This window comes from Dactylosporangium sp. NPDC050688 (assembly GCF_040654515.1).
In the GTDB taxonomy this organism is placed as follows: Bacteria; Actinomycetota; Actinomycetes; order Mycobacteriales; family Micromonosporaceae; genus Dactylosporangium.
In genome coordinates this window covers 1-17,861 of record NZ_JBFAIC010000042.1, presented here as the reverse complement: position 1 = coordinate 17,861, position 17,861 = coordinate 1, and the positions used below count along the sequence as shown (strand labels likewise).

13 protein-coding genes are annotated in these 17,861 nt (G+C 76.5%); 9 read left to right on the top strand and 4 right to left on the bottom strand.

Features of this window, described 5'->3' with window-relative positions:
- Positions 1-6: 6 nt before the first annotated feature.
- Complete coding sequence (locus AB0H83_RS32180) at positions 7-1,026, bottom strand: ABC transporter substrate-binding protein (protein ID WP_360101575.1); 1,020 nt, start codon at positions 1,024-1,026, stop codon at positions 7-9.
- Positions 1,027-1,150: 124 nt separating this feature from the next.
- On the opposite strand from AB0H83_RS32180, the gene panD reads away from it, so the two are divergent.
- The 6 genes from panD to AB0H83_RS32150 all read left to right on the top strand — a co-directional run bounded on the left by panD (position 1,151) and on the right by AB0H83_RS32150 (position 9,891).
- A complete protein-coding gene (gene panD, locus AB0H83_RS32175; protein ID WP_360101573.1) occupies positions 1,151-1,609 on the top strand; it encodes an aspartate 1-decarboxylase in 459 nt (152 codons plus the stop codon).
- Between the two features lie 37 nt (positions 1,610-1,646).
- Positions 1,647-1,985: a hypothetical protein gene (locus AB0H83_RS32170; protein WP_360101682.1), complete on the top strand. Its 339-nt coding sequence runs from the start codon at positions 1,647-1,649 to the stop codon at positions 1,983-1,985.
- A 121-nt stretch (positions 1,986-2,106) separates the two neighbouring features.
- A complete protein-coding gene (locus tag AB0H83_RS32165) occupies positions 2,107-2,982 on the top strand; it encodes an alpha/beta fold hydrolase (RefSeq protein ID WP_360101571.1) in 876 nt (291 codons plus the stop codon).
- A 61-nt stretch (positions 2,983-3,043) separates the two neighbouring features.
- Positions 3,044-7,408 carry a HEAT repeat domain-containing protein gene (locus tag AB0H83_RS32160; RefSeq protein ID WP_360101569.1) on the top strand — a complete coding sequence of 1,455 codons (4,365 nt, stop codon included), beginning with the start codon at positions 3,044-3,046 and terminating at the stop codon, positions 7,406-7,408.
- Positions 7,409-7,496: 88 nt separating this feature from the next.
- Positions 7,497-7,934, top strand: a complete 438-nt coding sequence (locus AB0H83_RS32155) for a hypothetical protein (RefSeq protein WP_360101567.1) — start codon at positions 7,497-7,499, stop codon at positions 7,932-7,934.
- Positions 7,924-9,891: a hypothetical protein gene (locus tag AB0H83_RS32150; protein ID WP_360101565.1), complete on the top strand. Its 1,968-nt coding sequence runs from the start codon at positions 7,924-7,926 to the stop codon at positions 9,889-9,891. Before AB0H83_RS32155 ends, AB0H83_RS32150 begins: the two co-directional genes overlap by 11 nt.
- Before the next feature lie 189 nt (positions 9,892-10,080).
- Here the strand turns inward: AB0H83_RS32150 and AB0H83_RS32145 are convergent, their stop codons facing one another.
- The 3 genes from AB0H83_RS32145 to AB0H83_RS32135 form a co-directional block, all read right to left on the bottom strand.
- Complete coding sequence (locus AB0H83_RS32145; RefSeq protein WP_360101563.1) at positions 10,081-11,133, bottom strand: LacI family DNA-binding transcriptional regulator; 1,053 nt, start codon at positions 11,131-11,133, stop codon at positions 10,081-10,083.
- A gap of 275 nt (positions 11,134-11,408) precedes the next feature.
- Positions 11,409-13,799 (bottom strand): ABC transporter permease, encoded by a 2,391-nt coding sequence (locus tag AB0H83_RS32140; RefSeq protein WP_360101561.1) that lies wholly within the window; start codon positions 13,797-13,799, stop codon positions 11,409-11,411.
- Positions 13,796-14,506 carry an ABC transporter ATP-binding protein gene (locus tag AB0H83_RS32135; RefSeq protein ID WP_360101559.1) on the bottom strand — a complete coding sequence of 237 codons (711 nt, stop codon included), beginning with the start codon at positions 14,504-14,506 and terminating at the stop codon, positions 13,796-13,798. Before AB0H83_RS32135 ends, AB0H83_RS32140 begins: the two co-directional genes overlap by 4 nt.
- 195 nt (positions 14,507-14,701) lie before the next feature.
- On the opposite strand from AB0H83_RS32135, the gene AB0H83_RS32130 reads away from it, so the two are divergent.
- The 3 genes from AB0H83_RS32130 to AB0H83_RS32120 all read left to right on the top strand — a co-directional run.
- On the top strand, positions 14,702-15,979 hold the full coding sequence (locus AB0H83_RS32130) for a histidine kinase (protein WP_360101557.1): 1,278 nt from the start codon (positions 14,702-14,704) through the stop codon (positions 15,977-15,979).
- Positions 15,980-16,215: 236 nt separating this feature from the next.
- Positions 16,216-16,893, top strand: coding sequence for a response regulator transcription factor (locus tag AB0H83_RS32125; protein ID WP_360101555.1), 678 nt, complete (start codon positions 16,216-16,218; stop codon positions 16,891-16,893).
- Positions 16,894-17,227: 334 nt separating this feature from the next.
- Positions 17,228-17,861 (top strand): ricin-type beta-trefoil lectin domain protein (locus AB0H83_RS32120; RefSeq protein ID WP_360101553.1); only part of this gene is annotated, 634 nt, incomplete at its 3' end.

The window sequence follows — 17,861 nt, the reverse complement described above, 5'->3', positions numbered from 1 at the left end:
GGTTCGTTACGCGGTGGCGAGGTCCGGGACCTTGGTGGCAGGGTCGTTGTCGACGGCGGCGGCGAGCGCGGGCACCAGCAGGTCCAGCGCGAACAGCAGCGCGTTGGGGCCGCTGTAGGACAGCGCGCCCGACAGCGGGGTCTCGAAGGTGGTGTACAGGGTGCGGTCGGTCGTGACCACCTTCAGCTTCGCGAAGACCGGCGAGGCGGTCATCGTGGCCTTGGTGGCGCCGTTGACGAACAGCACGTCCCTGTCCAGCAGGTCCAGCCGCTCCTCGCTGATCTCGTCCTTCTCCGCCTGCGCGGCGAAGCCGAGGGCGTCGAACAGCGCGCGGCGCGGGTCCTTGGCGGCGATCAGCCAGTGCTGGCCGTTCTCCGGGCCGAAGTCCTCCACGAGCACCTTGCCGGCGAACTCGGGGTGCGCCTTGCGGGCCTCGTCGAGCTTCGCGTTGACCTTGTCGACCAGGGCCTTCGCCTCCGCGTTCTTGCCCAGCGCCTTACCGGTGGTGAGGGTCTGCACGTCCCACGGGGTCTGCTCGTCGGCGTAGTCCTTGGACTGCACGACCGTCGGGGCGATCTGGCTGAGCCGGTCGTACGTCTCCTTGTTGATCGTCTCGTAGATGGCCAGGATCAGGTCCGGCTTCTCCTTGAGGATCGCCTCGAAGTTGATCTCGGCGGAGAAGGTCGGCAGCGACTTGCCGCCCAGTGCCGACTTGACCCACGGGTAGTTCGGGTACTCGGTGAACCACTCGCGGGTGCTGACCGGCGTGACGCCGAGGGCGAGGACGAAGTCCTGGTCGTTCCAGCCGACGGTGAGGACCCGCTTCGGCTCGGACTCGATCTTCGTGGAGCCGAACTTGTGCTCGATGCTCACGGGGAACGCGGCGGGTGCGGCGGACGCGCTCGCCGGGGCGGCGGTCTCCTTGTCGTCGCTGCCGCAGGCGGCGAGGGCGGTCGCGGCGAGCAGTGCCGCGGCGGCGAGCGCCGTACGGCGCAGCCGGTTCCTGGATCGGGGGGCGCGAATCATCAGGGGGCTCCTTGGAGGGTTCGGGTCGTCGCAGCCGGCCGGCCCGGACAGGGGCGCCGTGCGGCAGAAATGTAGGTTAGCATTGCCTAACTTATTTGGCGCTTCCCCTCGGAGAGGACGACGCATGCAGCGCACCCTGCTCGGCGGCAAGATCCACCGCGCGACGGTGACCCAGGCCGATCTGCACTACGTTGGATCGATCACGATCGACAGCACGCTGCTGGAGGCCGCCGGTCTCGTCGAGGGGGAGCAGGTGCACGTCGTCGACATCGACACCGGCGCGCGCCTCACGACGTACGTGATCGAGGGCCCCCGCGACAGCGGGATCATCGGCATCAACGGCGCCGCGGCCCGCCTCGTCTCGCCCGGCGACCTGGTGATCATCATGGCGTTCGAGCTGGTCGACGACGCCGAGGTGGCCCGGCACCGCTCCCGGGTCGTGCACGTCGACCGGGCCAACCGCATCGTCGAGCTCGGCACCGACCCGGCCGCACCCGTGCCCGGCGACCCCGACCAGCGTTCAGGCCGCGACGCCGTCCGTGACGCCGGTCGCGGGCCGGCCGTGCTCACCGCGGGCCGCTGACGTCATGGCCCCGCCGCGGACGGACGACACCTGCACGCTGACGGTGTGCCGGGACTGCTGCTGCGGCAGCACCGACAAGCACCCCGACGTCGACCACGACGCGCAGCTGGCCACGCTGCGGGCCGGCGTCGGCCGGCACCGCGTGCGGGTCAGCGAGTGCCTGTCGGTCTGCGAACGCTCCAACGTCGTGGTCGTGCAGCCGTCACCGGTCGCCCGCCGCGGCGGGGCCAGACCCGTGTACCTGGGCGACGTCCTGGACCGCGAGGCCGTCGACGCGGTGACCGAGTGGCTCACCGCCGGCGGCCCGGGCGTGGCCGCGATGCCCGACCGGCTGCACGCCCACCTGTTCGACCGCACCGCCGCCGAGGTCGCCTGACGCCGCCGCCGAGGTCGCCTGACGCCGCCGCCGAGGTCGCCTGACGTCGCGGCCGAGGTCGCCTGACGCCCGCCGCCGCGGTACTTCCGGAGACGGTGTCTCATGGCGGATGCTGGCCCGCATGGTCACCGGACTGGCCCGCCACGGCGACGTCACCATCGCCTACGAGCAGCTCGGCCCCGCCGGCGGCGAGCCGCTGCTGCTCGTCATGGGCCTCGGCATGCAGTTGCTGTCCTGGCCCGACGAGTTCTGCGCGATGCTGGTCGAGCGCGGCTTCTGCGTCGTGCGCTTCGACAACCGCGATGCCGGGCGGTCCACGCACTTCGCGCGCGCCGGCAACCCCGGGCTGCTGCGGATGCTCGCCCGCCCGGGGTCCGTCGCGCCGTACCGCCTCACCGACATGGCCGACGACGCTGCCGCCGTCCTCGACGCCGTCGGCTGGCCCACCGCCCACGTGGCCGGCGCGTCCCTCGGCGGCATGATCAGCCAGACCCTGGCGATCCGGCACCCGGACCGGGTCCGCACCCTCACCTCCATCATGTCCACGCCGTCGCCGCGGATCGGCCGGCCCCGCCCCGCCGCCCTCGCCGCGCTCGGCATCCCTCCCGCCACTTCTCGGGACGCCGCCGGCGAGCGCATGGTCCGCGTCTTCCGCGCCATCGGCTCGCCGCGGTACCCCCTGGAAGAGCAGGCCCTGCGTGAGCTGGGCCGGCGCGCGTACGACCGCGGCCACGACCCGGCGGGCGCCCGCCGCCAGCTCGCCGCGATCCGCGCCTCCGGCGACCGCCGCCCGGGCCTGGCCGGGGTCCGCGTGCCGACCCTCGTCCTGCACGGCGACGCCGACCCGCTCGTGCGCGTCTCGGGCGGCCGCGCCACCGCCGCCGCCGTGCCGGGCGCCCGCCTCGTCGTGTACCCCGGTATGGGCCACGACCTGCCCCGCCCGCTGTGGCGGGAGCTGGTCGAAGAGCTCTGCGCCCTCGTCGGCCGCCCCGGCTGACCGCTGGCCCGGCCGGGCGCGGAGCCGGGAATCCCGTTGCGATGCTGCCTACGATCGGCACGTGACACAGCCGCCGGAGTCGTCCGTCGCCGCCGCCGTCGAGCGGGGCGACGCCGGCTGGCTCGCCGCCGCCGTCGACGGCACCGCCTGCCCGCCGGCCCTGCTGTCCCGGCTCGCCCGCCACGCCGACCCGCGGCTGCGGCTGCTCGCGGTCCGCTGGCTCGGCGACCGGCTCGCCGGCGCGCCCGATCCCGTCGGCGACGAGCTCCTGCGGCTGCTGCCGCGCGACCTCGACGACGTCCCCGAGGTCGCGCTCGCCCTGGCCGAGGTGTTCCAGCGGTGCGGCCGGGTCCTGCCCGCCGCCGCCTGGCCGCGGTGGCGGGACCGTCCGGCGCCGGCCGTGGTGCGGGTCGCCTGGCTGCGGGCCGAGCTGCTGCACCTGCCGGGCTGCGGCGCCGGCGAGCCGGGCGGCGAGCTGCTGTACCAGGCCGTGGCCGGGCTGCGCGCCGCCGGCGCGCCCGACCCGAGCCGGCTCGTGGAGGAGCTGGCCGGCCGGGACGACCCGGTGCTGCACGCCGCCGCGCTGCGCCTGTGCCGGGAGGCGCTGCATGCCGCGTTCCTCGCCCCGGCACCGGCCCGCCGCGTCCTGGTCCGCCTCCTGGACAGCCCCGACGCGGCGGTCGTCGCCGCCGCGCTCACCGGCCTCGCCGAGCCATGGGCCGCCGTCGACCCCGTCGTCCCGCCCCGCCTGCGCACCTTCCTGACCGGCGCCGCCGGCCGCGAACGGTCCGGCGCCGAAGGGGTGGACGTGCTCGAGGCCGCGGTGGCCGCCGCCGCGCGGCACGGCCTGCGCGACCCGCTGCTCGACGCCGCCGCCGACACCGGCCTGCCGCCCCGCGCCCGGCAGGCTGCCCTCAGCGCGCTCGGCGGGCTGCTCGACCGGGCGGACATCCCCGCCGTGATCGGTCTCGCCGCCCGGGACCCGTTGCTGCTCGGGGCGCCCGCCGTCGCGTGCCTCGCGGTCATGCACCACCGCGGGCTGTTCGTCGACGCCGGTGAGGTAGCGGGCGTGGCCAGGCTCGCGCTCGCCGACCACAGCATCGCCGCCGAGGACGTGGCGATGCTGCTGTACACCGGCCGGCACCGGCTCCGCGGAACCCTCCTGGACGCCGGGCCCGCCGACCCGGGCTGGCCGCGTCGGCTGGAGCTGCTCGTCGCCCTCGCCCGGCAGGGGGCGCCGGACCTCGACATCGGCGCCGACGTGACCGGGCTGCTGGGCAGGGCCGCCGATCCGGGGCCGGTGCTCGCCGCGATCCGGGCGCTGCGGTACGCCCCCGCCGAGGACGCCGTCCTCGCCGCCCTGCCCGGGGCACCCGCCGCGGCGTTGAGCGCGCTGGAGGGGGTGGGCGGCGCGCGTGCCGTGGCGCAGCTGAGCGGGGCGCTCGGCGGGGAGGTGCCGGCGTACCTGCGACCGTGGCGGCACCAGGCCCTGGAGCTGTGCTGGCGGCTCACCGACGACCCGGGCCGCCGGCACGCGCTGCTGCTGCGGCTCGACCCGGCGGCGATCAGCGCGACGATCGCCGCCGACCTCGGCCACCCCGACCAGCGGGAGCTCGCCGTGCTGCGCGCCCGGGCCGCCCCCGACCGGCCAGTCGACGCGCTCGTCGGCCTCGCCCGGCACGCGGACACCGGGACCCTGCCCGCCGTCACCGACGTCCTCGGGCGGATCGTCGCCGAGCTCGCGGCCGCCTGGGACACGCGCGAGCTCCCGCCCGGTCGGCGGCACCGGCTCCCCGCCGACCTCGCCGACCCCGACCGGCTCGCCACCGCCACGACCCCGATGCCCGTCGTGCCGCAGCGGGCCGTGGACGCCGTGCACGAGCTGGGGCGGTGCCTGTACCGCCGCCGCCGCATCCGCCCGGTCTGCCTCCTGGACGCGGCGTCGGAGCAGGCCGCCGGTGACGCCCTCGTGGCGGGTGCCGCGCTGGACCTGATCGAGCGGCCCGGGCAGTCGCCGACGGAGCTCGCGGTGCTGCTCGAGCTGCTGCGGCGGGCACCGTACGCCGGCACCCGCGCCCGCGTGCACCGCCTGCTGCGCCACCGCGACCCGCACGTGCGCAAACACGTCATCGCGCTGCTGGCCCGCGACGGCGCCGAGGCGCTGTCGGCGACCTTGACCGGGCTCACCGCCGCCGCCGACGTGCAGACGGCCCGCCAGGCGCTCACCGCGCTCGGCGAGGCCGGCGCCCGGTGGGCGGCCCACGCCGTCGCCGCCTGCCTCGAGCACCCCAACATGAACGTCAAGAAGGCCGCCGCCGAGGCCCTGCGCACCGCCGGCACCCCCGCCACCGTGCCGCGGCTGCTCGCCTGGCTGGGCCGGCACGACAACCCCGGCCTGCGCGCGGCGCTCACGGTCGCGCTGCGGGCCGTCCTCGGCACGGCCGCCGAGGCGACCGTCCTCGCCGCCGCCGAGCAGGCCGAGCCGGGCCGGGCCCGCGACCTGCTGCTGGAGTCCCTCGACCGGGCGCTGCCGGCCCGCGCGGTCGCGGCGCTGACCGGGCAGGGCTCGCCGGCCGGCCCTGCACTGCTCCGGTTGGTCGCCGCCGCCCGGGTACGCCTCAAGCACGGCACCCCCGCCGACCTCACCGGCCTGATGGTGGCGCACGGCGTGACCCCGCCAGCCGCGGCGCCGCCCGCCGGGTCCGACGCCGACCTGGTCGCGCTGACCCGCGACGGCTGGCACGAACGCACCGCCCGCCGCGTCGCCGCCCTCGACCCGGCGGACCTGCCCGCGCCGCTGCTGCCGGCGCTGCGGCGGCTCCTGCCGGACTGGCTGCGGCTCGCCGCGACCGGCCCGGCTCTCCGCCCTGCCGTGCTGCGGCTCGTCCTGCGCTGTTGCGGCTCCCCGTGGACCGACGCGGAACGTGCCGCGTTCACCCGGTGGCGGCAGGTCCTGCTGGCCGGCGCCGGCGAGCTGGCGCACGCGGACCGTGACGCGCTGCTCGCCGTCCTGGAGGACCTGGCCGGTCAGGTCACGCCGGCTGTCGCGTTCGACGTGGCGTACGGGCTGCGCCGGGCACCGGCCGCCCCCGCCGGGCACCGCAGCGTCCTGGCCGTGCTGCGCCGCTGCGGGGCCGTGCTCACCCGCGCCGACGTCGAGCGGGCCCTGGCCGACGCCGCGCTGGGCGCCGACCCGTGGCAGGGGGAGGTCCGGGTGCTGCGGGAGGCGTTCGGCGTCGGCGACGAGGCGCCCGGGGAAGGGTCGCGACGCCGGCTCGTCGCGCTGATCGACGCGTGGCCCGCGACGGCGCCGGGCGACCGGCCGGCCCTGCTGGACCGGATGACCGCGGTGCAGCCCGTCGATGCTCCACTGTGGACGATCGAGGAGACGGCGGCCCGGCCGGCCGGGCCGGTCAGGTCGCCGCGCGACGGGGACCTGGACCAGCCGCGGTCGGCCGCCCAGCGCGACCGGCTGCTCGCCATGCTCGACACCCCCGCCCCGGGCACGACCCAGCGCCGCCGCGCCGCCGCGACGCTGCTGGACTGGCCGGAGCCGGAGATCCGGCGCCGGCTGCTGCACGCACACCTGCGCGGCGACCCGGACGTCCCGCCCACCGCCCGCCTGGCCGCCACCCTCACCCCGGGCGACCTCACGGACGGCGGCGGGGACGTCGCGCTGGTGCGGGCGGTGCGGCTCGCCGGGCAGCTCGACCCGGCCGGGCTCGCGCCGCTCATCCCAGCCCTGCAACGACTCCGGGAGCACGGCGCCCCGGCGGCCCGGACCGCAGCCGACGAGGTGCTGCGCCGGCTGCCGCGCCGGATCCGTGCCGCCGTCCTCGGCGAGCCCCTCGAATCGTTGCTCACCCCGGAGCCGGTCGACCCGCAGCTGCCGGCCGCCCTGCTGCGACGCCCCTCGCCGCCCGGGGCCGCGCCCCCGCCGACCCGGCGGGACCTCCTCGACCGGGCCCGCAACGGCGACACCGCGCAGATCCGGGTCGCCATCGCCACCCTCGTCGAGACGAGCGGTGCGGACGCCGAGCTGGCCGAGCTGCTGGAGGACCTGCTGCGCCACCCCGACGCCAAGGTGCGCCTGCACGCCCACCGGGTGTCGCGGCAGGTGCTGGAGCGGCCGGCGTACCTGCGGCACAGCGAGATCCTCCTCGCCGACCCGCAGCCGGACATCGTGCGCGCCGCGGTGCGGGCGGTCAGCGGCGCCGCGTGGACCCCGGCGATCGGGGCTGTCGTCGGGCTGCTGCTGCACCCCGACCCGACCGTACGGCGGACCGCCGAGGCCGGGCTCGCCCGCTTCGGCCCGGCGGCCGCACACGCCCTCACCAAGGCCGCCGGCCGCGCCCGGCCCGACCGTCGCGGGGTGTACACCACCGTCCTGGACGGCATCGCGGCCGCGGCGGAACGGCCCGGCTGAGCCGCGCGACACCTGAGGAGGACCCCCGACCGGGTGACCGGCCGTCGATCTCCTGGGAGGCGGTCCCGGCCGTCCCTATGGTGATCCGATGAGCGCAGCGGGTGCCGCCACGTGGGGTCTGTTCGCAGCGCTCGCGCTCGAATGCCTCGACCTGCTCGGGGCCCTGCGCCGGTCGGGCCGGCCGCCGTGGCGTGGCTCGGGGGAGGCGGGCGGGGCGCCGTACGCCATCTCGGTCGCCCTGCGCTGCCTCGCCGGCACCGGCCTGGCCGCAGCCGTCGCCGCGTCGGGGCAGGTGACCGCGCCGGGCGCGGCGGCCGCCGTCGGGCTGGCGGCGCCGCTGCTGCTGACGCACCTCGTCCGGCTCGCCCGGCCCGCCGTCCGAGTGGCTCCCGCCGTGGGTACCACCACCGCCGCCCCACCGGACGCCGCCGTGTCGCCGCTGCTCGCCACGGCCCGGCCGTCGCGGCTGCGGGTCAAGCTGCCCGCCGCCCGCAAGAAGACCGGCGACGACTACCGTGCCGGTTGACCGCCTCGCCGCGCGGGTCGTCGCCGCCCTGGCCCGCACCGGCGGCGACGCCGGGACGCGGGTCCCGCTCCTGGCCGCGCTGAGCCGCGACACCCCCGCCTTCGGCGGCACCACCACGGCATCCGCCCGGGAGGCCGGATCCCGCCGGCGCTCTCCGACCGACCGGCCCGTGCTGACCGCCCCGGCCGACCGGAGCACCCCGGACGACCGGGCCGCGCCGGCCGCCCGTAGCGTCCGGGCCGCACTGACCACCCTGGCCCTGCGACTGCGCCGCAGCAGTGCGCCGGCACCGCCGCCGCAGCCGCCCGGTCATCCACCGCCACCGCCCACCGCCGCATCCACCCCGCTCCCAGAGCGCCCCGCGGTGGGCCTCGCCGCGGGTTCCGCCGTGGGTCCTGCCGCGGGTCCTGCCGGGCGGGGCGACGGACCGCCGCGGCAGGCGAGACGGGAGTCCTGGCCGCCGCCGCTGTTCTCCATGCCCGACGCGGCCACCGACCGCCGCCTGCCGTCGACCACGACCCGGCGGCTGTGCGCGGCCGTCCACCTCGACGCCGACCTCGCCCGGCGGGTCGTCGCGGAGCTCACCGACGACCCGCGCCGCGCCGTCGTGCCGTCCGTGGGTCTCGACCTGGAGCCGGTGCTGTGCCACGCGCTGCGGGCCAGGCTGCTCGCCACCGCCCGCGCCGCGTTCCTCACCGCGGTGCTGGTCGCCGCGGTGCTGCTCGCGCCCCGCACGACCGCCGCCGTGCTGCTGGCCGGCGCCGCCGTCGCGCTGTGCCGGGCCCGGGTCGTGCGGACGGTGCCGCCGGCCGGCCGGGCGCTGTTCGCCGCCGCGCTGGTGTTCGCGCTGGTCACCGCCGTCGGTGCGGCCCTGACCGTGCTCGGCGCCACCGCACCGCCCGACGGCGGCGGGCTCGTTGCGCGCGAGCTCATCGCACCGCCCGGCCGGCGGGTGTGGGTCGCCCTGGCGGTCCTGGGCGCCGGTGCGGTCGCCGGGCACCTCGGCCACCTGTGGTGGACCGGCGCCGCCCTCACCGGGGCGTCCCACCCCGTACCGCGGCGGGCGGCCACGGCCGCGCGGGTCGCGACCGTCGCTGCCGCCCAGCGCGGCAACGTGACGTTCAGCCGCGCCGACCCGTTCGTCGGCGCCGGGCCGCGGGTGCGGGGCTGGTCGGTCGCGGTCGCGCTGCGGGCCGACGACGCCGGCGGGTACCGGCCGCGCAGCCCCGCCACGCTCGACCCGGTGCTGCTGCGCCGGCACGTCGGGCAGGCGCTGCAGGGCCTCGGCGACGGCGCCGGCCATGCGGGGGTGCCGGGCCTGACCGTCACCCCGTACCTCGCCGCCGACGGGATCCGCAGCGCCGGCGACCCGCTGCTGGACGGCGGCACCCCGCTGCCGCTGGCGTCCCGGGAGGCCGTCGAGGCCGTGGTCCGCGGCCCGCAGGAGGGGCTGCGCCACTACGACCGGGTGGTGATCGTGCCCCGGGCCCGCGGCGTCACCACGGCCGAGGGCCGGCCCGTCCTGCCGCCCGACGACGGCGACGGGCACGTGTCGGTGTTCGTGCACACGGCGATCGAGGCGTCCGTCCTGTACGTCGAGCTGTCCGCGCACGTGATGCCCCCGATCGGCGCGGGGTGCTCGGAGCCGCCGGCGGTGGCCGTACCGGTGGAGCTGCTGACGCACCTGACGGGCGCGCCGTGGCGGCTGGCCGGCACGGCGGTGCGCCGGGTGCGGGTGGCGGCACGGCGGGGCCGGCGGGCCGGCCGGCACGACCACAGCGCCCGGCTCGGCGTGCGCGAGCTGGTCGGCGACCCCGGCGCCGCACTGCCCGCCCTGGAGGCGGCCAAGTACGTGAAGATCGTCGAACGGGTCGTCGTCGAGGCGGTCGCGGACTTCCTGGAGCGCTACGACCTGGACGCCACCACGTTCCGCGCCGAGGTGCCGACCGCCCGCTGACGCGCCCAGCCGTGATGATCCAAGTCGCGTCCCGGCCGTCCGGGCGACCACGGCACGACTTCGATCAACCGCGCGAGATCATCCGGGCCAGATCATCCGGGCCAGATCATCCGGGCGAGAGCAACCAGGCACGATCAACCAGGCGAGATCAACCCGGCGGGATCACCAGTGAGCCGTGGCGACCATGGGTCAGGCGGCCGGGCCGGTCGAGCCGCGCACGACGAGCTCCGTGGCGAGCTCCACGTGCAGGGCGTCGAGCTCGTGACCGGCGAGCATGCGGCCGAGGAGGCTGACCGCCATCCGGCCCATCTCGCCGAGCGGCTGGCGGACGGTGGTGAGCGCCGGGTGGGTGGCGCGGGCCACGTCGATGTCGTCGAAGCCGGCGACCGACAGGTCGTGCGGGACGCGCAGGCCCCGGTCGGCGGCGGCGTGCAGGGCGCCGACGGCCATCTTGTCGTTGAACGCGACCAGCGCCGTCGGGCGGTCCCGGCGGTCGAGCAGCTCGGTGGCGACCCGGTAGCCCTCCTCGACGGTCGGGTCGGTCACCGAACGCACCAGGTCCTGGGTGGGCAGCACGCCGACGCCGACGAGGGGCGCGAGGTAACCGGCGAGCCGGTCGGTGCTGGCCATCCACTCCGGCGGGCCGCCGAGCACGCCGATGCGCCGGTGGCCGAGCTGCGTCAGGTGGGTGACCAGGCGGCGGGCGCCGGCGAAGTTGGCGGCGGACACGGCGGCGATGTCGCGCGGCGGCGACGTGCGCGGGTCCACCACCACGAACGGGAACCCCTGGTCGCGCAGCCGCTCCAGGTCGGCCTCGGGCTCGGAGGGCAGGATGAGCAGCGCGCCGGTGACCTGGGGCCAGCCGGTGAGGGTCTTGAGCACCTCGGTGCGCTTCCACGACGACTCGCCGGCGTCGACGATCGCGTGCATGCCGTGCACGTCGAGGGCCTCGGCGATCGCGGAGACGATGAGCCCGAAGTAGTCCGTCAGCACGTACGGGCACCGCACGTAGACGCCGTTGTCCGCCTTCGCCGCGCCCGAGCCGCGCCGGCGCGGCGCCTGCCGGCCGAGGCCGCCCATCGCCTCGAGGACCCGGTCGCGGGTCTCCGGCGCGACGTTGGAACGCCCGTTGAGCACGCGCGACACTGTCGCGATCGACAGTCCCGTCTGCTGCGCCACGTCCCGGATGGTGACGCGCTGCGGTGCCGCGGTGCGCTGCGGTGTTTCACGGACTTGTTCCATCGCTCCGAGCATAGTCGGCCGGCTGATACGTCGGTGTGGCGACAGCGCGGGCACGTCCTTGTACGCAGTCCGGCGGCGCGCCAGGCGGTGCCATACGAGGGTCAACCGTCCTCGATGCCGGTGCAGCGCTGAGCGGAGCGGAGGGGCCGGACCGGTCGACGTCCCCCGGTCCGGCCCCACGGCGCGGCCCTGCTGTGCGTCGGCGCGCGGCGCGGCTCTGCTGTGCGCCGGTGGGCGGCGCGGCTCTGCTGTGCGCCGGTGGGCGGCGCGGCCGGTTACTCGGTGCGCAGGGCGGTGGCGGTGCGGATGCGGGCCGCCCAGCCCGCCGGCAGCAGCGCGCCGCAGCCGGCGATGACCAGGCCGCCGAGCACCAGCGGCAGCACCATCGGCAGGTCGAACACCGCGATGTACCCCGGCGGGAGCCCGGTCCCCGCGGCCCGGCCCATCGCCGGCAGCACCGCGTGGTGCAGCAGGATCCCGGCCGGTACCCCGATCGCGCCGGCGAGCAGGCCCGTGCCGGCGACGGACGTGAGGACCATCGCGACCGTCTGCCGGGGCGACATGCCGAGGGCCTTGAACACGCCGAGGTCGTGGACGCGTTCGCGGGTGTCGAGCACGACCGTGTTGAGCACGCCCATCCCGGCGACCACCACGAGCAGCACGGTCAGGGTGGCGGCGAGGGTGTCCATCGCCACGACGGTGCTGCTGATGTCCGCGACGTTGACCTCGGCGCCGGCGCCGAGCGGCTCCAGCACGGCGTTCAGGTCGTCCACATAGGACTTGGCGGTGACCCCCGCGGCCAGGTCGACGTGCAGCTCGAACCCGCGCAGCTCGACGCCGTCGCCGAGGCCCGCGAGGGTGACCGCGTCGGTGACGACGACCCGCCCGTCCTGGCTGAGGTCCAGAGACTCCCCGACGATGCGGGCCTTCACGGAGCGCCCGGTGCCCGACAGCGTGACCGTGTCGCCGAGGCGCAGGCCGGTCGCGCGCAGGAACGCCGTCGGCACGACGACCTGCCCCGGACCGTCGAACCACCGCCCGGAGATCATCTCGTAGCTGCCCCAGGAGGCGTCGCCGTCGAACACCACGACGCTCGTGGCGCCGGCCAGCCCGGAGACGCTGAGCTCCACCTCGGCGGTGCTGAAGGTGCGGCGGGTCCCCGGCTGGGCCTGGACCGCGGCGGTCACCTTCGCGGCGGTCGCGGCCCGCTCGGCCGCGGTCGGCGGCTCCTGCCCGGGCGCCGCCGGCCCGGGCGGCGGGCCCATGCGGGCGTGCACGACGACCGCGCCCGCGTCGCGGCGGTTCAGCCCCTCCTGGATGTCCGCCAGGGAGGTGGCGAGGCCCACGCCGAACGTGACGCCGAGCGCGCCGAGGGCGACCGCGGCGACGATCGTCGCCGACCGCGACGGGCTGGTGAACGGGTTGGCCAGGCCCAGGCTCACCGGCCGGGGCAACGGCAGGCGGCCCAGCAGCCGGCGCGCCGTCCGCCCGCGCCCGGCGACCGGGGTCCGGCCGACGGACAGCGCGCCGACGGTGTGCAGCCGCCCGGCCCGCAGCGCCGGGACGAACGCGGTCGCGGCGACCGCGGCCAGCGCGGCGAGCGGCACGACCACGCTCACCCACGGCTCGATCGTCATCGGGGCGGTGCCGAACGCCTCGCTCTGCTCGTGCAGCACCGGCACCGCGGCCAGGTTGCCCAGCACCACCCCGAGGACGGTGCCGACGACGGCGGGGATCAGGGCCTGGCCGACGTAGGCCCGGGTGACCTGCGCCGGGGTGAAGCCGACCGCCTTCAGGATGCCGATACGCCGGGTGGCGGCGCCGACCGAGCCGCTGACCACGACGCCGATGATGAGCACCGACATGCACAGGCCCAGCACGCCGAACGCCACCACGAACGGCACGAACGTCGCCGCGGTGCGCTCCGCGGTGTGCTTCACGGTGAGGTACGAGGTGGCGCCGGTCATCGCGTCGGCAGGGACGGCACCGGCGATCGCGGTGCGGTGCGCGGTCAGCTGCGCCTCGGTGGCGGCGTCGGTGAAGCGGTACAGCATCTGGTAGCCGCCCGCCTTCTCGGCGACCATCGCGGCGAGCTGCTGCGGGGTCGTCCACGCCTCGGCGGTGCCGCTGACCGACCGGGCCAGCCCGACGACGGTCAGCGTCGGACGGCCGGGCGCGTCGGCGAACGTGATCCGGTCCCCGACCTCGAACGGCCCCTGCCCCGCCGCCCATACGATCTCCCCGGTCGCGGTCGCCCACCGCCCCGCGGTCAGGTCGAGCCGGTCGACGGGGCCGGCGGCGTCGGCGCGGCCGACCAGCGCGGCCGGCGGCAGCGTGACCCCCTCCGGGATCGGCCTGCCTGAGGAACCGCCGGAGGAGGCGGTCGTCGGGCGCAGCGACACGGTCCGGAACGGGCCCGCGGACGCGGCCGACCCCGCGGCGGTGGCGGCCACGGCGTCCGGCGTGACGAGCGCGGCGTCGAACGCGGCGGTCAGGTGCGCGCCCTGCTGCTTGGCGAACCCCTTGTCGAACGGGGCCTGCGACGCGACCAGCAGGCCCGCCGCGAGGACCGACGCGGTGACGGCGAGCAGCGTCGTCAGGGCCATCACGACCGACTGCACGCGGCGCCGCCCGCCGGCGCGCACGATCCGGCCGACGCCGCTCACCGGGCACCGCCGGCGGCGTGCGCACCGGCGTGCCGGACGTCGCGGCTGAGCCGGCCGTCGACGAGCTCGACGGTGCGTGTCGCGCACTCCTGCGCGAGGGTGGTGTCGTGGGTGACCAGGACCACCGTCTGCCCGTCCCGGTGCAGGGCGGTCAGCAGGTCGCGGACCTCCCGGCCGGAGGCGGTGTCCAGGGCGCCGGTCGGCTCGTCGGCCAGCAGCAGCGACGGCCGGTTCATCAGCGCCCGCGCGACCGCGACCCGCTGCCGCTCGCCGCCGGACAGCCGGCCGGGGAACGCCCGGGCGTGCCGCTGCACGCCGAGCCGCTCCAGCAGCTCGCCGGCGCGCGCGGTGGCCTCGCCGCGGGGTACCCCGGCGAGCTGGGCGGGCAGGAGCACGTTGTCGTGCACGGTCAGGTCGTCGACGAGGTTGAAGAACTGGAAGACCATGCCGATGCGGGCGCGGCGGTACTTCGCCGACGCGGCCTCGCCCAGCCCGTCGACCCGGACCCCGTCGACGGTGACGCTGCCGGACGTCGGCCGGTCCAGCCCGGCGATGAGGTTGAGCAGGGTCGACTTGCCGCTGCCGGACGCGCCGAGCACGGCGACGGCCTCACCGGCGTCGATGCGCAGCGTCAGGCCGGCGAGGGCCGGCGGCCCGTCGTCGTAGCGTTTGCTCACATCGCTGATCTGGATGAGTGGCGCGGTCACGGGTACCTCCACGGCTGCGGTGACGGATTCGACGCACCGACCGTATGAACGGCACGTGCCCGCGCACGTCGCCCGCAGTGACGCAATCCGGTCCCGGCGTCATCCCGGCGTCATCCCTGCGGACTACGCCGCGCGGCGGGCGCATGGTCACCGAAGCCGATGCCGCCGGGCGGGGCCGGTTGGCAGACTGGTGCGATGGACACGGGCTTCCTCAAGCGGCAGCTGCGGGCGATCAACGCCGAGCTGTGGCGCGTGACCGGCCCGCTGCCCAAGCTGAGCCGGTGGGCGTGGGCCGCCGACGCCGTCCTCGCGCTCGTGCTCACCATCGCCTCCGTCGACGCCGCGGTGAGCCGGGGTGACGAGCGGGCGCCGGTGGAGGTGATGCCCTCCGACCGGTTCCCGGCGACCCCGGAGCTGCCCGGCCTGCGGCCGCCGTCGCCCTGGGAGCACAGCACCGAGGTCACCGGCTGGCCGCTGGTGCTGGTGGTGCTCACCGCCCTGCCGCTGGTGACCCGCCGCAGGTATCCACTGACGTCGCTGTGGATCATTGTGGCTGCCACCCAGCTGCTGCAGCGCGAGACGCCCGCCCTCGACACGACCGCGGCGCTGGTGTGCTTCGCGATCGCCGCCTACAGTGCCGCCCTGTACAGCCGGCGGCGGGTGCTCGCGATCGGCAGCGTCGTGGTCGGCGCGGCGGCGGTGGTCTCCGTCGACAGCGAGAACGCGCCGGCGCCCGGGTACGCGACGTTCCTGGTGCTGTGCGCGGTCAGCCTCATCGCCAACGCGATCCACACCTGGAAGCAGCGGGCCCTGGCCCTGCAACGGGAGCAGGAGGCGGTGGCCGGCCTCGCCGTGCAGCGGGAGCGGGCCCGGCTCGCCGGGGAGCTGCACGACGTGGTCAGCCACAACGTGAGCATGATGGTGGTGCAGGCGGGCGCGGCCCGCACGGTGCTCGACACGGCCCCTGAGCTGGCCCGGGAGGCGCTGCTCGCGGTCGAGTCCAGCGGCCGGGCCGCGATGGTCGAGCTGCGGCACGTCATGGGGCTGCTGACGATGGACGGCGACGGGCCCGGCCTCGCCCCCACCCCGGGCCTGGACCAGCTCGGCGTCCTCGCCGACGGGGTCCGCCGCGCCGGGGTGCCGGTGGAACTCGTCCAGACCGGCACGCGGGTGCCGCTGCCCGCCGGGGTGGAGCTGGCCGCGTACCGGGTCGTGCAGGAGGCCCTCACCAACACCGTCAAGCACGCGGTGGGCGCGTCGGTCACGGTCACCGTCGAGCACGCGCCGGACGCGCTGCGCGTCGACGTGACCGACACCGGCGGCACCGGCGACGCGCGGGCCGACCAGGGCAGCGGCCGCGGCCTCGCCGGGCTGCGCGAACGGCTCGACGTGCACGGCGGTAGCCTGACCGCGGGCCCGACCGGCACCGGCGGGTTCCGGGTCCGCGCCGTCATACCGATCGGGGAGTCATGAGCGGTCCGCAGCGCAGCGGAGGACTGCGAATCAGCAGCTCAGGGTGGCGCTCAGGTCGACGCCGGAGCGCAGCGGAGGCGGCGGCATGAGCGGTCCGCAGCGCAGCGGAGGACGGCGAATCAGCAGCTCAGGGTGGCGCTCAGGTCGACGCCGGAGCGCAGCGGAGGCGGCGGCATGAGCGGTCCGCAGCGCAGCGGAGGGCTGCGAATCAGCAGCTCAGGGTGGAGCGCGGCGGCATGAGCGAGCCACTGCGGGTGGTGGTCGCCGACGACCAGGCGCTGGTGCGCACCGGCTTCCGGATGATCCTGACCGCGGCCGGCATCGAGGTCGTCGCGGAGGCCGTCGACGGCGTGGAGGCGGTCGAAGCGGTGCGCCGCACCCTGCCCGACGTGGTGCTGATGGACGTGCGGATGCCGCGGATGGACGGCCTGGAGGCGACCCGGCGGATCCTGGCCGGGCCGGCCGCCACCGCGCCGCGGGTCATCATCCTCACCACGTTCGACCTGGACCAGTACGTGTACGCGGCGCTGTCGGCGGGCGCGAGCGGCTTCCTGCTCAAGGACGTCAGCCCGGAGCAGCTGGTCGCGGCGGTGCGGCTGGTGCGCGACGGCGACGCCCTGCTCGCCCCGTCGATCACGCGGCGGCTCATCGAGCGGTACGCCAGCCGCGACGGCCACACGGCGAGCCTGCACCGGGACCTGTCCGGGCTGACGCCGCGCGAGGTGGAGGTGCTGCGGCTGCTCGCGCGCGGGCTGAGCAACGCCGAGCTCGCCGCGCAGCTGCAGCTCAGCGACGCCACGGTGAAGACGCACATCGCCCGCATCCTGTCGAAGCTGCAGCTGCGCGACCGGGCGCAGGCGATCGTCGCGGCGTACGAGACCGGCCTGGTCACCCCCGGCCCCGCGGCACGCTAGCGCGGCCGCCGCCCCGCCGGCCGTCCCGCCGGCCGGACCAACGTGGTGATCCAAGTCGCGTGCCGGTCGTCTGGACGACCACGACACGACTTCGATCAAGCGGGCAAGATCAAGAGGCGCCATGCTTCGTGTTTCACGTTCACTTCCATCGTGTCACGAAAAAAGTTGCTGCGTTCTGTTGACACGTTGCTGCGGTGGCGTGTTTCCTTCCTGTTACACACATCGTGACGAGCGCCGATGGATCCCGGCGCGGCACGTACCCACCCCGCCCTCCGCCCCGGCGACCCGCTCAGTCGCCGGGCACCCGGTCATGCCCCCAGAACAGGACTCCCGCATGCAACGAACGCAACGCAGGTGGCGCACCGCCCTGCTGGCGATCGGCGCCACCGTCGCCGCCGTCGGCACGATCGGCGCGGTCGCCATGACCACCGCCTCGGCCGCCGCGACGGGCCGCATCACCAGCGCCGCCAACGGCAAGTGCCTCGACGTCACCAACGGCTCCACCGCGGACGGCAACCAGCCGCAGATGTGGACCTGCTACACCGGCAGCGCGAACCAGACCTGGACGTTCGCCGACGACGGCTCCGTGCGGGGCCTCGGCAAGTGCCTCGACGTCGCCAACGGCTCGACCGCCAACGGCGCCGTCGTGCACATGTGGACCTGCTACGACACCGTCGCCAGCCAGAAGTGGCAGCTGACCGCGGCCGGCGACCTGGTCAACACCGCGGCCGGCAAGTGCCTGGACATCAAGGACAACAACCTCGCCGACGGCGCGAAGCTGCAGCTGTGGTCGTGCGCCGGCACCGCGAACCAGAAGTGGACGTTCAGCGGCGGCGCCACCAACCCGACCCCCACGGCGACCGCGACCGGCGTGCCGAACAACCCGAACAATCCGGACCTGGGTCCGAATGTGTCGGTGTTCGATCCGTCGATGTCGCAGGCGACGATCCAGAACCGGTTGAACGCGG

Excerpts from the sequence above, each read along its gene's own strand:
- AB0H83_RS32125 (WP_360101555.1), top strand. The coding sequence starts at position 16,216 with ATGAGCGAGCCACTGCGGGTGGTGGTCGCCGACGACCAGGCGCTGGTG.
- AB0H83_RS32165 (WP_360101571.1), top strand. The coding sequence starts at position 2,107 with ATGGTCACCGGACTGGCCCGCCACGGCGACGTCACCATCGCCTACGAG.
- AB0H83_RS32130 (WP_360101557.1), top strand. The coding sequence starts at position 14,702 with ATGGACACGGGCTTCCTCAAGCGGCAGCTGCGGGCGATCAACGCCGAG.
- panD (WP_360101573.1), top strand. The coding sequence starts at position 1,151 with ATGCAGCGCACCCTGCTCGGCGGCAAGATCCACCGCGCGACGGTGACC.
- AB0H83_RS32145 (WP_360101563.1), bottom strand. The coding sequence starts at position 11,133 with ATGGAACAAGTCCGTGAAACACCGCAGCGCACCGCGGCACCGCAGCGC.
- AB0H83_RS32155 (WP_360101567.1), top strand. The coding sequence starts at position 7,497 with ATGAGCGCAGCGGGTGCCGCCACGTGGGGTCTGTTCGCAGCGCTCGCG.
- AB0H83_RS32180 (WP_360101575.1), bottom strand. The coding sequence starts at position 1,026 with ATGATTCGCGCCCCCCGATCCAGGAACCGGCTGCGCCGTACGGCGCTC.